We start from the raw sequence: 18,739 nt of genomic DNA, 5'->3' as shown, positions 1-18,739 counted from the left end.
CCTTTATTTTCTAACACTTATATTAGGTTGCAGGCAGAACCTCGTGCCATCCACCTTTTTATTAGATCTTTTTGACCTAGAAATGACAATCGATTTTATTTTAACATAATTTTAGAAATACTCTATCAACCTATCACTATTATCGAGTAGAAGGCGATCCGCAAAATTTGAAGTCTATTAAACGTTTGATAACGTTTTTAATGGAAATAAAAAAACCTAAGTCCATATCTATAAAGGACTCAGGTCGTATCTACCCCATTAATAATCATTTTTTATAGCCGTCTCTATTTAATAGTTTCCTTTACAGCCTCGATTACTTCATCTGTTGTTTTCATTTGTAGGGCTTTTTCTGCTAAGTTCTTCATTTCTGTTTTAGAAAGACGAAGAATTTGGGAGCGTGCCTTTAAGATAGATGTTGCACTCATTGAGAACTCATCAAGTCCCAGGCCTAATAGAAGTGGAATGGCTGTTTCGTCTCCTGCCATTTCACCGCACATACCTGCCCATTTGCCTTCAGCATGCGCAGCATCAATCACCATTTTAACCAATCTTAAAATCGACGGGCTGTATGGCTGATATAGATAGGAAACACGTTGGTTCATACGATCTGCAGCCATTGTATATTGAATTAAATCATTTGTACCAATGCTGAAAAAATCCACTTCTTTCGCAAATTGATCAGCTAAAATTGCAGTAGAAGGAATTTCCACCATGATTCCCAGCTCGATTTTCCCAGCTACCTGTTGGCCTTCAGACAAAAGCTTTTGCTTTTCTTGTTCAAGAAGTGCTTTTGCCGAACGGAACTCATCAAGTGTGGCAATCATCGGAAACATGATTTTTAGATTTCCATAAATGCTTGCTCGCAGCAAGGCACGAAGCTGGACTCGGAACATATCCTGCATTTCTAAGCATAAGCGAATCGCCCGGAATCCCAGGAATGGATTCATTTCCTTAGGCAGGTCTAAATACGGCAGTTCTTTATCTCCACCGATATCAAGAGTGCGAATTACGACAGGCTTACCTTCCATTCCCTCTAATACCGCTTTAAATGCAGCAAATTGCTCCTCTTCGGTTGGAAGCTGAGTGCGCCCCATATATAAAAACTCCGTGCGGTATAAGCCAACACCTTCGCCGCCATTTTCGAGTACTCCCTTGAGATCCTCCGGATTACCAATATTGGCAGCGAGTTCAACATGCTCCCCATCTTTTGTTGTAGTCTGCTCATGGACTAGCTTGGCCCACTCGGCCTTTTGCTCTTCATAGGCATCCTTTTTGGCGTTATATTCTTTGACTTCCTCATCAGTTGGATTGACAATTACTTTCCCATCCAAACCATCTAGAATCACAACATCACCATTTTCAATTTCAGCCATGACTGTTTTTGTTCCCACTACTGCTGGAATTTCCATGGAACGGGCCATAATCGCTGAATGGGAGGTACGGCCACCGATATTTGTTGTAAATCCTTTGACAAACTGACGGTTTAATTGAGCAGTATCAGAAGGAGTTAAATCCTCTGCAATAATAATAACCTCTTCAGAAATCAAACTTGGGTTTGGGATTGTCACCCCTAAAAGATGGGATAATATTCGCTTGGCCACATCGCGAATGTCGGCTGCCCGTTCTCTCATATATTCGTTATCTAAGGCTTCAAACATAGATACGAACATGTCTACCACCTCTTGTAATGCAAACTCTGCATTGAAGTGTTGGGCTTGAATTTTATCTTTAATTTGACTAATTAGTTCGGGATCATTTAGAACAAGCAGATGGGCTTCAAAAATTTCGGCCTTATCCTCGCCAATTGTCTGGGAGGCATGCTCTTTGATTTTCTCAAGCTCTCTCTTAGAAGACTCAAGCGCCTGTTCAAAGCGTACAACTTCTTGATCAACATTTGTGACTGCCTTTTTTTCTACTTTCAACTCTTGATTTTCTAAGCGAAAGGCTTTTGCAATCGCAATCCCGTTTGATGCAGCAATTCCTGAAATTTCTTTTGTCAAAACTTCATTCGTATTCATTCTGCAAGACCTGCACTTTTTAGAGTATCTTCTAATACACGTAGTGCTTCCTCTTCATCAGAGCCCTCAGCCGATATTTTGATTACTGCACCTTTTGGTATCCCTAAGGACATAACGCCCATAATGGATTTTAGGTTTACTGATTTCCCGTTATATTCTAACTTGATTTCAGCATCAAATTTACTTGCTGCTGATACTAGAATTGTAGCTGGGCGTGCATGGATCCCTGTTGCATCTATAATTGTGAACGTTTTGCTTACCATATTAAATCAAGCTCCTTCAGTTTTAGATTATGAGTTATTTTTGCTATTCTTTAGCCAGCTTCCCAGGAACGGCCGTTCAGTCAATTGTGGGGTTTTGGCTAAAGAATGTTTTAATTTCTTCAATCGACTCTAATTCTTTTAAAATTCCAATGCTGTTTTCTTCATTGAGCAGTTCTGTCAATTGCGAAAGTGCCTTTAGATGTGTGGTATTATCAGTCGCTGCAATACAAAACAGCAATCGAACCGGATAATCATGGTTGTTTAAAAAGTAAACCGGTTTTTTAAGCTTCAAAAAACTCATCCCAATCCGATTAACTCCCTTTTCCGGACGAGCATGCGGAATTGCTACTTCCGGACCAATGACGACATATGGACCTAGCGTCTCAATATTTTCAATCATCGCCTCAATATAGGATGCTGCAATACTCCCGTTTATCAGAAGGGGATTTGCTGCTTGTCTTACAGCTTCTTTCCAATCAAAAACCTCTTCGATTACCTGAATGGTTTCTGCTTGTAATAAATCTTCTAATAACGGCTGTTTTTCCTTATAAGCGTTTTCTTTTTTAAAAAATGTTAAGTGACCTAATTCCTTTTTTAACCCTTCTTCATCATAAATAGTAGTGAACTGTCCAATGATTTGAATCAGTTCTTTCAAGGAAATATCATGATATTGTGTGCCAAACAGCAGGTGATAAACTTCGTTGACTAAATTATGCTTTTCATTTGGTGTCATAATTGGCTTCACGTAAAAACAAGGAAGTTTTGTCTCTAGCCTTACTGTCGAAAATACTAAATCATAATGGTCAACTGTACCCTCCTGAAATTCTCGTAATGATAAGGTTTTTTCAACCATAATCTCTGAAAAAAGTGATTCCAGCTGGTGCTTCACCATTAATGAAGAACTAATGCCGCTTGGACAAACTACGATTGCTTTCTTCTTTTCCGGCATCTCCTGCTTTGGTCTTTCTAACAAAGCTCCAAAGTGGATTGTAACAAAACCTATTTCCTCCTCAGGGATGGTGATTTTCAACAATGTTCCAATCGGATGCAGTATTTCCTTCACAATCATGTATAGCTCTTTATGCTCACTCTTAATTTGATTAAGAAGTGGATTTACAACAGGAATCCGATACTTCATCCGAAAAAAGGCAGGCTTAAAATGCTGGTACAACGTATGGACAACTTCATCCCTTTTTTCAAAAACAATGCAGGCCTTGGTCTCAAAATCAAAGACTAGCTGCTGACAAAGTTTAAATAATAAATCCTGTTCACTGTTGGGGGCAGAACTTTTTTCAAAAGATAAACCAAGAAATTGAATCGTTAAGTAACATAACTCCGATTCCTCTTCCTCTAGTTGGAGGAGTTGACATAACCTGATAGCCACCTTATGCATTGGATCTTTTTTTAATAGAGCCATTTCATCTGAGTGAAATTGGACGAACTTTTTTTTCTGCTGCCGGTAATAATAAAAAATCAAAAAATTGGCTAATTGATTTAAACGTTCTTCTACAAAATTAAGGGAAAACTGCTTTTCAATTTGTTTAAGAATGTTTACGATTCCACGATAATCAATTTTTCTAGTTTCTTCTTTTACTAGATAATCCAACAGTTTTTCAAAGTAAGGGACTTGAATCATTCGAGATATGTAGTGCATGACAAGAGCTCTTTTGTCGATCTCTGATCCAACCAGATGATAGCCAGATTTTCGTGAATACCGGATTTCCACCAAGAAAGGGCAATTTATCTGATTTGCCTTTTTAATATCGGAAATCACCGTATTCTTACTAACCTGTAAAAGCTGGGTTAGATGAAAGGATGAAATGGTATCATTTCGCATAAACAAATAAAGGCAGATAACTGCCAAGCGTTCTTCTTCGGAAAAAACGAAATCGTGTTCATGACGATTTATCTCCGTATTGCGAAAATATTCCACAACTTCATCAGGCACTACAATAGAATGGTTCCCTTTGAATTGTATGGTGGGGAGTTCTTCCTCCTTCAGCCAATGATTAACTTTATCCAGGTCATAGGATATTTGACGTTTGGTTAATTGAGTGGCCTCCATAATCTGATTCATATTAATACTCTTCACTTTTAAAAAATAATCCAATAAAAGCGAGGGACGTTTATCAAACATCATTGGCTTGACCTCCTATTATTAGGATAATATAAACCGCTTTCATTTTGTTTACCAATTGGGAACAAAAGATGTACGGGTAAACTTACAAAATTGCGCTGAACTTCAAATGAGACAAGTCTTTATTTAATGAGAGTAGTTTATCACTTTAAGAAGCCCCTTTCCATTGTGTTTGCTAATCAAATTGAAGTTATGGATGGACAACCAATCATCCACTATAGTTTTACTGCTCCAAAATAAGAAAAACGGCGCAAAACCGGTCCCTTTTTGTTTACTAAAAATAAGCATGCTAAAAAACCTTCCATATGCAAGTATGGAAGGTTTTATTGTATTTGGATATGATATTCCCTTTAGTTATAGATATTTTAATTATTTTCAGGATAGAAGTTTGTCTTTTCAAGTTGTGATTTTTGGTAATAATCTTTAAAACTGACAATGAAAACTAGCAAATTACATTTCCTTACAAATCTCTACAGGTTGTTCTACCAACTAAACGTTTAATTAAAAGTGCTTTGAACCCTTTTAAAAAATGAACTTTTACCTGTTTTCTAGTAAATTTCTTGTCGAAGGAAAGTAACCTAATTCAACATATTGAAGAACTCTTTATTGAAATCTAACACGGACCCACCCTATTAGTGTGTCCGTGTTATTCTTGTGAATTTACCTATAATTTTGCTAGTACTTTACGAATTGTAAGTCTTTTTAAACATTTTGTCGATTAGGGACAATGCTGGGTCGACCGGCTCATCTTGATCCCTTTGACCACCCTCAGCTCGGCTCCGTTGATGCCGTCGATAACGTTTTCGACCATGCAGAGGTTCTCCCCTGCATCGATCCTGACGCCGTTGGCGGCCTGTCGAATAGTGTTGCCCACGATCCTAATGCCTGTGGGGATTCCTTTGCCCCGTCCGTCAGTACCGCGATCCTCTCTGAGCCGGATGGCCCAGAACCCGTCAGTCCTTCCAGTGATGTGGTTACCGTGCAATTCCGTGCCCGGCGCATTACGGACCTCGATGCCGGCCTTCGAATTCTCCCCGGCGGTGATCCTGTTTTCCTCAATGAGAGTGTCAGGAGTTCCCAGGATGACCAGGACTCCCAGACGGTTTCCGATCAGGTCGTTGGAGTGCACCCAGTTTCCAGGTCCTGAAGCATCGTGCTTGTTCTTGGACCCGCCTGGATTGCCTAGAGCGATGCCCGCCTGCTGCCCGCCGATGACCGTGTTGTCCCGGACCTCGTTCAGGTATTCACCCTCGCCGTGCAGGTCGATGGCATCGAGGAGGCTGCCGGTGATGGTGTTCTCCGCCACGAGATTATTGTGAGTGGGGAACTGCAGCAGAATGGCGTGCCGCAAATGCCTGCCATCGAAGGTATTGTCGATGACGACATTGTGCCGGGAATCGTTGGCGGCATCCGGGTCATGCTGGTCAGCTGAACCCTCGATAGCGATGCCGTAGCCTTGTCCGCCGGGGCCAACAGCAGTTGCCTCACTTACATAGTTTCCAGATAGGGTCACTTCACGACTGGCCTTGACGGATATCCCGTGGCGCTCGAACCTGCGGATCCCCAGGTTCTCCACCAGGATCCGGGAGCTGGCCTTCCCTTTGTGGGCTCCGAGGTAGATCCCGTACATCGGGCCGCCACCTGTGTCGCCGTCTTCAGGGTCGTCACCGAGCGCCCCCTCATGACGGGAGGTAATGGTGAAGTCAGCGACAATGACATCGTGGACGCCGGAGCCGCGAATCACCCGGCTGTCATCCTCACCGTCGAAGGAGGTCAGCAACACGGTGCGCTCCTGGCCCTCGCCGCGCAGGTCCACGCCGCTGCGCAACACAATATTCGCCGACTCGTCTGCCGGGTCAGTGGAGCGCAGGTCATACGTGCCGGCCGGAAGCACGACCTCGTCACCCGGTTCGGCCGCCTCCAGGGCCTTCCTGATGGCTGCTGCGTCGTCGTGTGAGTCCGGGTCCGGATCTGCCCCGAATTGCGTGACGTCCAGGGTCCTGCCAGTCGCCGGACCCGGAGTCGGCACCTTGATTGACGCGCCGGACCGGTCCACCAACCCGGGGTCCTGCCAGTCGCCGTGCCCAGGCGCGGACGGGGCGGGTTCCACGGCGTCTCTCCCGACCGGCCCTTCCGATTCTCGGGCGGTACATGCGGTCAAAAGGACCATCAGGCAAAGGGCTACACACCACAAATGTGCCGGATCTCGCCTGCTTCTTTGAACAGATTCCTTCATATATACTTCTCACGTCCTTCCTTAACTCATTCATCTTCCATGAAGGTGTCGAAAAAAGCAATGAGCCCGCGGGTCTCGGCTTGATTCACCGAGCACGCGGGCTCACTGTCTTCGGAATGCCAGACGATTCCTCCCCGGTTGCCGACGTTATCCCATGGTCAAAGGCCTATCGATTACCTTTGAAGTTCAACGGGACATCCTTTACTAATGGGGTGTCTGCTGAGGAACCCCCGACATGCACGCGGTATTTTCCCTTAGCGGTAGCCCACTCGCCGTTAGCCCAGTTCGCCAGGTTATCCGGGTCTTTCGGAATGAAATAGGAGAACGGGTGATTAGAGTCTGCCTTGTTAATCCGCAGATTCACTCGCTTGCTCTCACCGGGCTTAAGATCAACCTTCTCGAAGTTGACAAGCCGCTTGGCAGGCTGTCCCGCCTTGTCCGGCAGGGTCAAATAGACCTGTGCCGCTTCTTTGCCGGCAACTTTACCGGTGTTTGTGATGGTGAAGGACACATCAATACCAGACAAGTCTTTTTTTCCTTTACCCTTCGGTGTTCCTGGGCCCCCTCCTTCACCGCGGACACTCTTCACCTTGAGGTCGTCATACTTAAAGGTCGTGTACGACAGGCCATAACCAAATGGGAAGACAGGCTTCACTTTGTTGGCCTCGTACCAGCGGTAGCCCATCTTAAGTCCCTCTGTGTACTGGGCAATTAACTGCTTGGAACCGTCACCGTACGGGCCAGGGCCTCCTGGCTTGCCAGTGTCTTGTCGGGTTCCAGGGAACTGTTTCTCAGTCGCGAAGGCGGCCTCGCGCTCAGTGGCACCGAACGTCATCGGCAGCTTGCCGGACGGATTGACCTTACCGTAGAGCAGATTGGCGACGGCATTGCCATCCTCCATGCCCGGATACCATGCTTCAAGGACGGCAGGGACCTTATCCAGCCACGGCATGAGCACCGTACCGGAAGTTTTCAAGACCACAACTGTTTTCTTTGCATTGGCTTTCAGAACCGCATCAATCATTGGCTCCTGCTTCACCCAGTCCTCTCGGGGCGCGTCCTTGTCGAGGGGAATGGCCGGGAAGCCGAGTGTTTCGCGGTCTACGGTCTCACCCGGGGTGTCGCCGATCATGAGCAGCACGACGTCAGACTCAGCAGCAAGCTTAGCAGCAGCCTTCGGATCACGGCCATCGTTGTACGTCACTTTGGTGCCATAGCCCCGCTCCTTGATGACATTCTCTAAACCCTTTTTTGGTGTGACCGTGTAAGGGGTCACGACGTTCTCGTTGTTTATCCCAATGGAGCGCGGGGACATCTTGGCCTCACCTGCGAACCACTCGACTCCGATCAGTGCGATTGATTTCGGCTTGCCATTCAGTGGCAGGAAGCCGTTATCGTTTTTCAAAAGCACGGACCCTTCTTCGGCCATCTTTCGTGCGCTAGCTCCATTGACCATTGGATCGACAATCTCAGGTAGGAACTTGTTGAAAGGCTTATCCATGTGGCCGTACTCAATCATCTTGATATAGCGCGGACGAAGGAGATTGTCAATGTCTTTCTCGGTCACCTTACCCGAGTCGATGGCTTTCTTGATCGTCGCTTGAGTGTAATACTGTGGTGCCCAGTCGAGCTCGACATTCGTGCCCGCCTTGATGGCAGAAACCGTGTTGTGAATCGCGCGACGGTCACTCATCACGTAACCGACGAAGCCCCAGTTTTTCCTTAGTGCATCTTGCAGCAGTTCAGGGCTGTCACAGGCATAGGTGCCGTTGACATCAGGGAACGAGCACATCACGGAAGCTGGGTCAGCATTCTTAGCGGTCATCTCAAATGGCAGCATGTACAGCTCATTCATGGCCCTTGAGGGAACCTGGACACCCATTGTCCACCGCTCGGTTTCCTGCTCGTTTCCAGCTAGATGCTTGAGTTGGGCCTGGACACCCTGTTTTTGAATGCCCTTGACCTGCTCGGTCGCCAGGATACCCGTTAGGTATGGGTCCTCACTGAAGTACTCATAGTTCCGGCCACCGTACGGGTGACGCACAAGGTTCATACCAGGTCCAAGCATCACATGATGCGCGAAGGCACGTGACTCCTGGCCGAGGATTCGACCGGCCTCATAGTTCAGCCCGCGGTTGAAGGTCGCGGCCATAGCCACGGTGGACGGCAGGCCCGTCGCCACCGGGTCATTATGACACGATCCGCCCTTCACACCCGTACCACCATTGGTCATTCGTACTGTGGGGATACCCAGTTCCTCGATTCCACGAATCTGCCGACCGGTGTCCTGAAACTCACACCCTGGCAAGGTACCCTGAGGCGGGAATACACCGCTCTGGTACTTGTTAGTACCGCCTCTTTTAATAACGATCGTCTCACCTTTGTCGTTCTCATTGAAGCGCGAGATGGCGATTTGTTGGATCTTCTGGTCCAGCGTCATCGCATTGAGAAGCAACTTGGTACGCTCCTCAGCAGAAAGTTTGGTGTTCATCCAGGGCTTGGTCCCTTGCGTTCCACCTTCCTGCGCATTTGTAGGCATTACTAACGTAGACATGAAGAGTATTGCTGTCAATAAAATTGAAATCATTCTTTTCATCTTAATATCTCCCTTACGCTCTATGTAGCTATTAGTTTTGAAATAATTCCTTTAACATCTTAATCTCTCCCTTACTATCTATGTTGTCTATCCGTTTTGAAATTTTTCGTTTACCATTTTAATCCCTCCCTTACTATCTATGTTGTCTATTTGTTTTGAAATAATTCGTTTAACATTTTTATCTCTCCCTTACAATCTATGTTGTCTTTTGTTTTGAGATAATTTCAGTGCCTGGTCGCGACCCAAAGTATAGCGATTCTTGTCTATAAAACACTTAGGAACTATAAAGTTACACACAAAAATGGCCCGGTTTTATACCGGGCCGACTAGTATTTCTTATTTTTTTCCATCAACATTCTTTTCCAAAGTTATCAAGCAATACACGCACTTCATCTGTTGATTTCGTGTTCATCAATTGATTTCTTAATGCACCAGCTCCAGGGAATCCTTTGACATAAATTTTGAAAAAGCGATGAAGCCCTGTGATGGAACGTGGCAATGCTTCCGCATATTGATCTTGAAGATCCAGCTGCAGTCTTAAAAGATCAAGGTATTCTTTACTGCTATGCTCTTTTGGCTCTTTTTCAAAAGCAAAAGGATTTTTAAAAATACCTCGCCCGATCATAACGCCATCAATACCATATTGTTCAGCAAGCTGCAGCCCAGTTTGACGGTCAGGAATGTCTCCATTGACTGTTAGTAACGTATTTGGTGCGATACGGTCACGTAATTTTTTGATTTCCGGAATTAGCTCCCAATGCGCATCTACTTGGCTCATTTCCTTTCTTGTACGTAAATGAATAGAAAGGTTCGCAATATCCTGTTTTAAAATATGCGTTAGCCACTCCTCCCACTCCTGAACATCCTTATCGCCAAGTCGTGTTTTCACGCTGACAGGCAGTCCGCCCGCTTTTGCTGCTTGAATAAGTTCTACCGCAACGTCTGGACGCAGAATAAGGCCACTACCTTTCCCTCTCGAAACCACATTCGGTACAGGGCAGCCCATATTAATATCGATGCCTTTAAATCCTAGCTCTGCCATGCCAATACTCATTTGACGGAAATATTCGGGATTATCCCCCCAAATATGTGCCACCATTGGCTGTTCATCTTCTGTAAAAGTCAAACGGCCACGCACACTTTTCATGCCCTCTGGATGACAATAGCTATCCGAGTTTGTAAACTCTGTGAAAAATACATCCGGTCGACCGGCTTCACTTACTACGTGACGAAAAACAAGATCTGTCACATCTTCCATTGGTGCAAGTACAAAAAATGGTCGTGGTAAATCACGCCAAAAATTATCTATCATTTCAAACTCAAATCCTCTCACTATGGATACAACTTCAAACTCTCGGTCAAAAAATATAAAGCCAAATATTCCACTTCTTTTACACTTATATCATGCTTAATAACTTCTTATCAAACACAAGTACATTTGGACATTTAATATTTGTGGAAAACTATTGTGAAGATCGGCAATGTATATTTTAACGAAAATCGGTCCTGAATGGTATTTTTATAAACAAAAAAGCAAATGGTATAGATCTTTTCTATAGGCTGTTTTCTCAAAGATTGTTGTTTTTATGATGTTTGGATTTTTTGATATAGTTATATGTAAATATATTGATTTAAAAGAAACCTTTTTTAATATCAAGCGTAGATAATGTAAAGGAATTTAGGTAAGGGGTGGAAGCATTGGGAGCTTTGCTTGAACTTTTAGGTTCTATAGGTACATTTCTATTTACCTTAACAAAGGATGTAACGGAGGAAGAAATAGAAAAGAATATAAATTTCCTAAAAGAATATCAATGGTTTCAAAAATATCTTGATAATGATAAATTTGAAAACTTAATTATGAATGATAAAGATGTTCGTTTTGCAATTGGAAAACTTAATAGTGAAAAAATGAAAAAGAATGCCTATTACAAAAAACATCAAATAAAGATTCAAAAAGTATTACTCAAAAAGTCAAATTAATTTAACGATACACCGACCTCATACTGGTGGTCATTCTTTATGCACTTCTTAACATTTCAACCGTTGTATAATTAGATTTTTGACACGCTGAAATAAGCATTTGTTTTACTCGATTTTCAAATGCCAAGTTCTTCCCAATTTCAAGCCAACGAAACCAATTAAGGTAGTTGTCCAAATATTTAGTTGCAACACCTTGAAAACGTTCCATCCAACGCTTTAAGCGATTATGATAGTTATTGACGTGTTGAATATGGTATATCCCTTTCTTCATACGTTGTTTTTGACGTTCATTAACCGTTTCGTGTTGTAACCCTTTTAGTTTGGCGAATTTCTTATAATTAGTTGCCGTGTCTGTACATAACAAAGCAGATGGGTGAATATACTCACCTATCACAGTGTCGATTTCTTCGGCTTTAACACGACCTTTTCCCGCTTTCCGAGCAATCACACTACCGTTACGGTCTTGTGCAACTACAACAGCAATTTTATAGCGGTGCCTGGCACCACCCGAAGTTTGATAGATTTTGTCAAAAATAAAGCTAGGCTCAAATCTAATAAGATTGAGCCTAATTTATCTAGCATTTATTTTAATATGAGGTGCGCTACACGCTCCACATGTGGGAAGTGTATGTGGCAACACATGTGTTGGTGAGTTTTTATCTTTAAAAACAAAATCAATCTATATTCACGGTTCCTGAACCTCGGGTGCATTAAATCATTGACGCACTGGGGGGCAGGAACATCTATTACAATAGATCTCTTCTCAAATCTTCCGCGGATCTTGGAGACAGATAACCGGGTGCAACATCAAAAACAGTTTTTGCACCAGCTTGTCCTTCTTTATTCAAACGATAAGCTGCTCTTGCATATGCCACTAGTACACTAGCTGTAAATTCCGGATTGCTCTCTAAGTTAAGCGAGAATTCGATTATTTGTTTATTGTCTTTTCCTGATTTTCCGCTTCGAATGACAAATCCACCATGCGGTAATTTTGAGTGGTTTTCTTTTAATTCTTCTGCTGTAATAAAGTTTACTTCTGTATCATAGTCAGCAAAGTAGTTAGGCATTGTTTTAATATCGTGTTCAATTTTTGCGTGATCATATCCTTCTTCTGCTACCACATAACAAACACGTCGGTGTTTTTCACCTGTAGATAATTCAGGATTTACTCCACTTTTGACCTTCTCTATCGCTTCATCAATCGGTACTGTATACTGAACACCACCTGCTACACCCTCTACTCGACGAATGGCGTCTGAATGTCCTTGGCTGAGTCCTTTTCCCCAGAAGGTGTAAGTTTCACCTTTTGGTAAAATTGCTTCTGCCATTAAACGATTCAGAGAGAATAAACCTGGATCCCAGCCAACAGAAATAATACTAGTCTTTCCACTTTCTTTAGCCGCTTGATTCACTACACTAAAATATTCAGGAATTTTTGCATGTGTATCGTAGCTATCGATTGTGTTAAACATTCTAGCAAAATAAGGGCCTTGATCTGGAAGATCTGTTGCTGAACCTCCACATAAGATCATCACATCAATTTTGTCCTTATATTCCTCTGCACTCGAAATATGCAAAACCTCTACATTTGGTTCATTTATTGAAAGATCTTCAGGTGCTCTTCTTGTAAAAATAGCCACAAGCTCCATATCTGGACATTGCTTGATTGCTTCGATCGTTCCTCTGCCAAGATTACCATAGCCTACAATTCCTACTTTAATTTGATTACTCATTACTCTCTCCCCATATCTATCTTTTCGTTATTTTTATTATAGAATTCACTATTTAACAATTCAAAATAGTAGAATCTTATTTACCTTAATCCAATTCTATATTCTTTTCAATGTATCATCCATAAATAGGCTCTAAAATTCACCTGATCCTTGCAAAATAATTGTTTACTTTAATCTAAGCTTTACAACACACTTAACATGTGTGGAGTATTTGTTATCAGCAGAGAATTACTTTAGTGACATTTTAAATTCTAAGAAGTATTCGTTATATTTTCCCAGAAGCTCAAGACCTAAGTTTTCATATACTTCTAAGTTTTTGCGGCTTTCTTTACGTGGGTAAAAACGTTCATCGTTTATCACTTCATCATCTAATAGTTCCCACGCTGCTTTATTTGGAATCGCATATCCTACATAATCAGTATTTTGTGCAGCAACTTGCGCATCCAGTATAAAATTAATGAACTGATGGGCTCCTTCCACATTCTTTGAAGTTTTAGGAATAACCATGTTATCGAACCATAAGTTTGAGCCTTCTCGTGGTACGGCGTAATTCAACTCTTCGTTCTCGTACATCATGTCTGCTGCTTGGCCAGAAAATGTTACGGCCACAGTAGCCTCATTATTAATCATTAGTGGTGTAATTTCATCACCAATAATCGCTTTGACATTGCCGTTTAGTTGTTTTAATTTCTCTAATGCTTCACGTAATTCGTTTTCGTCACGTGAATTTAACGAATATCCTAAACTATTTAAGCCCATCCCGATAACTTCACGTGCACCATCTACTAAAAATACTTTATTTTTTAGTGCCGGGTCCCATAAATCATCCCAAGAATCAAAAGTGATATGTTTTGGAATAGCATTAGGATTATAAACTACCCCAACCGTTCCCCAAAAGTACGGAATTGAATATTTGTTTTTTGGATCGAATGGTAAATCTAAAAAGTAAGGATCAATATTCTGCAGATTTTGAAGTTTCGAATGATCGATTTCTAGTAACAAATCTTCTTTAATCATTGTTTCAATCGTATATTCTGATGGGACAACAACATCATAGGATGTGCCACCTTGTCTAATTTTCGTTAACATCGCTTCATTAGAATCGTACGTTTCATAAATAACAGAAATGCCTGTTTCTTCTTCAAACTGGTCGATCAGCGAAGGGTCAATGTATTCACCCCAATTGTATACGACTAAAGTGTCCTTTCCACCAGCTGTGCTTGCTGCTTCAAGCTTTGATGCCACAAACGAAAGAAGACCACAAGCTATAATAATGGCTAACATGATCTGAATTAAAGATTTCATTGAGTAGAGCCCTCCGTTTTTTTCGACCGCATCGTAATGAAGTAATACATAACGACAATACCGACTGTCACGATAAACACTAGCCCCGAAATGGCATTAACGGTTAACGAAATACCTGCACGTGCCATGGAATAGATTTCAACAGACAATGTACTAAATCCGTTACCTGTAACAAAAAATGTAACTGCAAAGTCATCTAATGAGTAGGTTATGGCCATAAAAAAACCAGCTAAAATCCCAGGTTTAATATATGGAATAATAACACGTGTTAATACATCGCGACGATTTGCTCCTAAATCAAGTGCTGCATCAATTAAGTTCGTATTCATTTCCAAAATTTTTGGCAAGACCATTAATACAACGATCGGGATGCTGAATGCAATATGTGAAATTAATACGGATGTAAAGCCAAGCTTAACTCCAATCATGGTGAATAAAATTAAGAAGCTTGCCCCAATCACAACATCTGGGCTAACAATTAAAATATTATTTAATGATAATACGGTGTTACGTATTTTGTCATTTCTCAATGAAACAATACCAATTGCTCCAAGTGTTCCGATAATGGTCGCTAGTAACGCAGAAAGCAATGCAACAATCACGGTATTGATTAAGATAACGAGTAAGCGATGATCATCAAATACGGCTTGATAATGTTCTAGTGTAAAACCTTCAAATGAACCCATTGAACCACCGCTATTAAAGGAATAAAAAATCAAGTAGAAGATCGGTGCATATAAAATAACAAACACGATGGCTAAATATATTTTAGCTATCGGTGTTAACTGTGATCGCATTTATGCTCGACCTCCTTTTTTCTTTGTGCGTGTAAACACCATGATTGCAAACATCATTAAGATTAAAAACACGGCAATGGTTGAACCCATTCCCCAATTTTGCGCGACTAAAAATTGTTGTTCTATCGCTGTACCAAGTGTGATCACTTTGTTCCCAGCAATTAAGCGCGTAATCATGAAGAGTGAGAGAGCAGGGATGAACGTTACTTGAATCCCTGATTTTACACCTTCAATGGTTAAAGGAAAAATGACACGTCGGAACGTTGTAAGCGGCGAAGCCCCTAAGTCACGTGATGCGTAAATTAATGACGGGTTCATTTTGTCTAACGCATTGAAAATTGGAATAATCATAAACGGAATAAAAATGTACACCGAAACGAACACGAAACTAAAGTCTGTAAATAAAATTTGTGTTGGGTCGAAGCCCAACAATTCCACTATTGCATTGACCGGTCCATATAAACCGAAAATCCCGATAAATGCATACGTTTTTAATAATAAATTTATCCATGAAGGAATAATAATGAGCATTAGCCATAAATGCTTATGCTTTGTTTTTGTCAAAAGGTACGCAGTTGGATAAGAGATCATTAGCGTAAAAAACGTAATGATTAATGCATACCAAAAGCTAGTTAGCGTCATCGTTAAGTATGCGGATGTAAAAAAGTTTTTATAGTTAACTAGCGTAAATTCTCCGTTTAAATCGAGCATCGAATAATACAAAACGAGCCCAATCGGTGCAATAACGAAGAGCGCGACCCATAGTAAATATGGGACGAACGCTGGTTTTGACTTAAACTTCATTCGTATACGCCTCTATGCGTGCGTCAAAATCTTCTTCTGTTTCATTTAGACGCATAATATGAATCGCTTCTGGGTCGAAATCAAGACCTACTTGTGCACCTACTTCAGCCTTTTTCAGCGAGTGTACAAGCCACTCATTTCCATCCTTGTCATATGTTGATAACTCGTAATGTACACCCCGGAATAACTGCGTATCGACGCGAACAACAATTTTACCTACTTCTGGCGATGTGATTTGTAAATCTTCTGGACGAATGACAACATCGATTTTTTCGTTCGGCTTCATACCGCCGTCGACACAGTCAAATACTTTTCCAGCAAATTTAACTTTATAATCTTCAAGCATGACGCCGTCTACCATGTTTGATTCCCCGATGAAGTCTGCAACGAAGCGGTTTATTGGCTCATCGTAAATATCAACTGGCGTACCAGATTGCTGGATAATTCCTTCGTTTAAAACGAAAATTTCATCACTCATCGCTAAAGCTTCCTCTTGGTCATGTGTAACGAAAATAAATGTTTTGCCAAGGCGTTGCTGTAGCTCACGTAGCTCGTATTGCATTTCTGTGCGCAGCTTTAAATCAAGTGCTGATAATGGTTCATCGAGTAAAATCACTTCTGGGTCATTAACGATAGCGCGTGCGATCGCAACCCGTTGGCGCTGACCGCCTGACATTTCTGTAATTTCACGGTTTTCATAGCCTGCTAAGTTTACAAACTTTAACGCTTCTGCTACACGCATTTTAATGTCAGATTCTTTTACTTTCTTAATGCGTAAACCAAATGCCACGTTTTCAAATACGTTTAAGTGCGGGAATAGGGCGTAGTCCTGGAATACAGTATTTACTTGACGCTCGTTGGCTGGTACGTCGTTTACATACTTTCCGTTAATGTAAATATCCCCTGTTGTCGGTTTTTCAAAGCCTGCAATGATACGTAAAATCGTCGTTTTGCCACAACCTGAAGGACCAAGTAATGTGTAAAATTTTCCACGTTCAAGTTCAAAGCTCACGTCTTGTAATACCTTAATGCCACTGTTGTAAGACTTTGTTACGTTATCGAAACGGATGATAATATCGTTTTCCATTGCTGCCTCCTATGAATTAGAATAATTATTATGCTTCATCATTTATTTAGTAGAGGTGACATACAGAGTCTCCTTATCGATACTTTCTTTACTGTTACGGATGACTAATTTTTTCCGTCTATTTATCAGCTCGTGTGCTTAACATGATCCCCCAACCGATAAGTGCGGACTTTATTGTCCATCATAATAAGGATATCAATCGCTATGTCAAAGTTAATGGAATTTCGTAGAAACTCTTGATAAATAAAGAAAAGACGCATGCCAATTTCACACGTCAATTCTTGTGTCTTTTATTAAGAAAGCACCTGAAAATGGAACCCTTTAGTTATTTAAAATAGTCGGCTTTTTTCGATGATTGATTTTTCAATAGCTTCTTTCGCCAATCAAGGCTTTGTTGTTCGATTCTTCTACCATGTTTCTTAAATCAGCCCCAGATGGATTCTGGAATACTCTTAATCCAAACTCTGGTGCAACTGCAATTAGGTGGTCAAAAATATCGGATTGCACAGTTTCATAAACTGGCCACTGTACATCATTGGTAAATGCATAAATTTCTAGAGGCAATCCGTTTTCATTATGTGCTAGCTGTCTCACTATTATGGTCATATTCTGATTGATCCCAGGATGATTTTTCAGGTAATTGCTGATGTACGCCCTAAATACACCGATATTGGTAAGGGCTCTTCCATTCACGCGATTGTTCCTATCTATTTCATTTTTGGAATTGTACTCAGCAATTTCCCTTTCCTTATGAATAATGTAGTCTGATAGGTAATGGACCTTTATAAATTTGTCAATCATATCCTCTGTGCAAAACACGATACTGCTTGTATCTATATTCAATGCGCGTTTGATACGCCTTCCACCTGATCCTTGCATCCCCCTCCAGTTCTTAAAAGAATCGGAAATAAGGGCATAGCTTGGTATCATCGTAATCGTTTTATCCCCATTTTGAACCATTACGGTATTTAAAGAAATATCAATAACATCACCATCTGCTCCATACTTTGGCATTTCAATCCAGTCACCAACCCGAACCATATCATTGGCCGTCAACTGAATTCCTGCCACTAGTCCTAGTAACGAATCTTTAAATACTAACATCAAAACGGCCGAGAGAGCACCAATCCCACTTAATAGAATAAGAGGACTCTTTCCTATTAGGTTCGAGATAACTAAGATAAACCCGATAGTCATGAAAATAATGTTAACCACCTGAATATACCCTTTAATAGGCTTGACCTTGGATATTTCAAAGGTTTGATAAATATCATTAAATGCATTAAGTAAGCTTTGTATAAACACTAACCCTACAATAATGGTATAGGCAATGGCCAATTTTTCGATGGTTGATTGATAGCTTGGAAAGGTTGATGAAAACGAATAAATAATGATTGAAGGGACAATATGGGACAACTTTCGAAAAACTTGTCTTTCCAAGATGATTTGACCCCACTTGAATTTGGAGTTTGTAACGATACGAGTAATGATTCTGATCACTATTTTCTTTGAAATAAAATTTGCTGCGATACAGATAAGTCCTATTAGCAGAATCTTGATGATAATCGAAAGATATTCTACTAATCTAGGATCTAATTCCATATCCAGAAGTAGATTATTAATGAATTCCATTTGTTCTCCTCCATTTTAAATTTGCATCATAAGCAACTTTACGAGGAAAGTATCTAAACTGTCAATTCCTACTTTATTAATAATGAAAAACGGTACCTTAGACCTCTGCCAATTGGATTTGTTCATTTGTTGCTGGAAACTTTAAAAGACA

At 41.4% G+C, this 18,739-nt stretch carries 13 protein-coding genes and 1 pseudogene; 1 reads left to right on the top strand and 13 read right to left on the bottom strand.

Annotated elements, in window-relative coordinates; all coding sequences use genetic code 11:
- Positions 1 to 284: 284 nt before the first annotated feature.
- The 6 genes from ptsP to J2Y03_RS17250 form a co-directional block, all read right to left on the bottom strand.
- Complete coding sequence (ptsP, locus tag J2Y03_RS17275; RefSeq protein WP_310196378.1) at positions 285 to 2,000, bottom strand: phosphoenolpyruvate--protein phosphotransferase; 1,716 nt, start codon at positions 1,998 to 2,000, stop codon at positions 285 to 287.
- 14 nt (positions 2,001 to 2,014) lie between these two features.
- Positions 2,015 to 2,281 (bottom strand): phosphocarrier protein HPr, encoded by a 267-nt coding sequence (locus tag J2Y03_RS17270; RefSeq protein WP_310196085.1) that lies wholly within the window; start codon positions 2,279 to 2,281, stop codon positions 2,015 to 2,017.
- 76 nt (positions 2,282 to 2,357) lie between these two features.
- A complete protein-coding gene (locus J2Y03_RS17265) occupies positions 2,358 to 4,421 on the bottom strand; it encodes a BglG family transcription antiterminator (protein WP_310196083.1) in 2,064 nt (687 codons plus the stop codon).
- A 715-nt stretch (positions 4,422 to 5,136) separates the two neighbouring features.
- A complete protein-coding gene (locus J2Y03_RS17260; RefSeq protein WP_310196375.1) occupies positions 5,137 to 6,474 on the bottom strand; it encodes a right-handed parallel beta-helix repeat-containing protein in 1,338 nt (445 codons plus the stop codon).
- A gap of 346 nt (positions 6,475 to 6,820) precedes the next feature.
- Positions 6,821 to 9,250 (bottom strand): beta-glucosidase, encoded by a 2,430-nt coding sequence (locus tag J2Y03_RS17255; protein WP_310196081.1) that lies wholly within the window; start codon positions 9,248 to 9,250, stop codon positions 6,821 to 6,823.
- Positions 9,251 to 9,599: 349 nt separating this feature from the next.
- Positions 9,600 to 10,583: a tRNA dihydrouridine synthase gene (locus J2Y03_RS17250; protein ID WP_310196079.1), complete on the bottom strand. Its 984-nt coding sequence runs from the start codon at positions 10,581 to 10,583 to the stop codon at positions 9,600 to 9,602.
- 365 nt (positions 10,584 to 10,948) lie between these two features.
- On the opposite strand from J2Y03_RS17250, the gene J2Y03_RS17245 reads away from it, so the two are divergent.
- A complete protein-coding gene (locus J2Y03_RS17245) occupies positions 10,949 to 11,230 on the top strand; it encodes a hypothetical protein (protein WP_310196077.1) in 282 nt (93 codons plus the stop codon).
- Positions 11,231 to 11,267: 37 nt separating this feature from the next.
- Here J2Y03_RS17245 and J2Y03_RS17240 read toward each other — a convergent pair.
- The 7 genes and pseudogenes from J2Y03_RS17240 to J2Y03_RS17210 all read right to left on the bottom strand — a co-directional run.
- Positions 11,268 to 11,723: pseudogene (locus J2Y03_RS17240) on the bottom strand (IS1595 family transposase); the annotation flags it as partial.
- A gap of 253 nt (positions 11,724 to 11,976) precedes the next feature.
- Positions 11,977 to 12,963 carry a diaminopimelate dehydrogenase gene (locus tag J2Y03_RS17235; RefSeq protein WP_310196076.1) on the bottom strand — a complete coding sequence of 329 codons (987 nt, stop codon included), beginning with the start codon at positions 12,961 to 12,963 and terminating at the stop codon, positions 11,977 to 11,979.
- 228 nt (positions 12,964 to 13,191) lie between these two features.
- Positions 13,192 to 14,268 (bottom strand): ABC transporter substrate-binding protein, encoded by a 1,077-nt coding sequence (locus J2Y03_RS17230; protein WP_310196075.1) that lies wholly within the window; start codon positions 14,266 to 14,268, stop codon positions 13,192 to 13,194.
- Positions 14,265 to 15,065: an ABC transporter permease gene (locus J2Y03_RS17225; protein WP_310196074.1), complete on the bottom strand. Its 801-nt coding sequence runs from the start codon at positions 15,063 to 15,065 to the stop codon at positions 14,265 to 14,267. Before J2Y03_RS17225 ends, J2Y03_RS17230 begins: the two co-directional genes overlap by 4 nt.
- Positions 15,066 to 15,869 (bottom strand): ABC transporter permease, encoded by an 804-nt coding sequence (locus J2Y03_RS17220; RefSeq protein WP_310196073.1) that lies wholly within the window; start codon positions 15,867 to 15,869, stop codon positions 15,066 to 15,068.
- Positions 15,859 to 16,956: an ABC transporter ATP-binding protein gene (locus tag J2Y03_RS17215; protein WP_310196071.1), complete on the bottom strand. Its 1,098-nt coding sequence runs from the start codon at positions 16,954 to 16,956 to the stop codon at positions 15,859 to 15,861. The genes J2Y03_RS17220 and J2Y03_RS17215 overlap by 11 nt, the downstream gene beginning before the upstream one ends.
- A gap of 363 nt (positions 16,957 to 17,319) precedes the next feature.
- A complete protein-coding gene (locus tag J2Y03_RS17210; protein ID WP_310196070.1) occupies positions 17,320 to 18,588 on the bottom strand; it encodes a mechanosensitive ion channel family protein in 1,269 nt (422 codons plus the stop codon).
- Between the last annotated feature and the right edge of the window lie 151 nt (positions 18,589 to 18,739).

The organism is Neobacillus niacini (genome assembly GCF_031457145.1).
In the GTDB taxonomy this organism is placed as follows: domain Bacteria; phylum Bacillota; class Bacilli; order Bacillales; family Cytobacillaceae; genus Neobacillus; species Neobacillus niacini_J.
The sequence above is the reverse complement of the archived record's forward strand: the minus strand, read 5'-3'. Positions and strand labels throughout refer to the sequence as shown.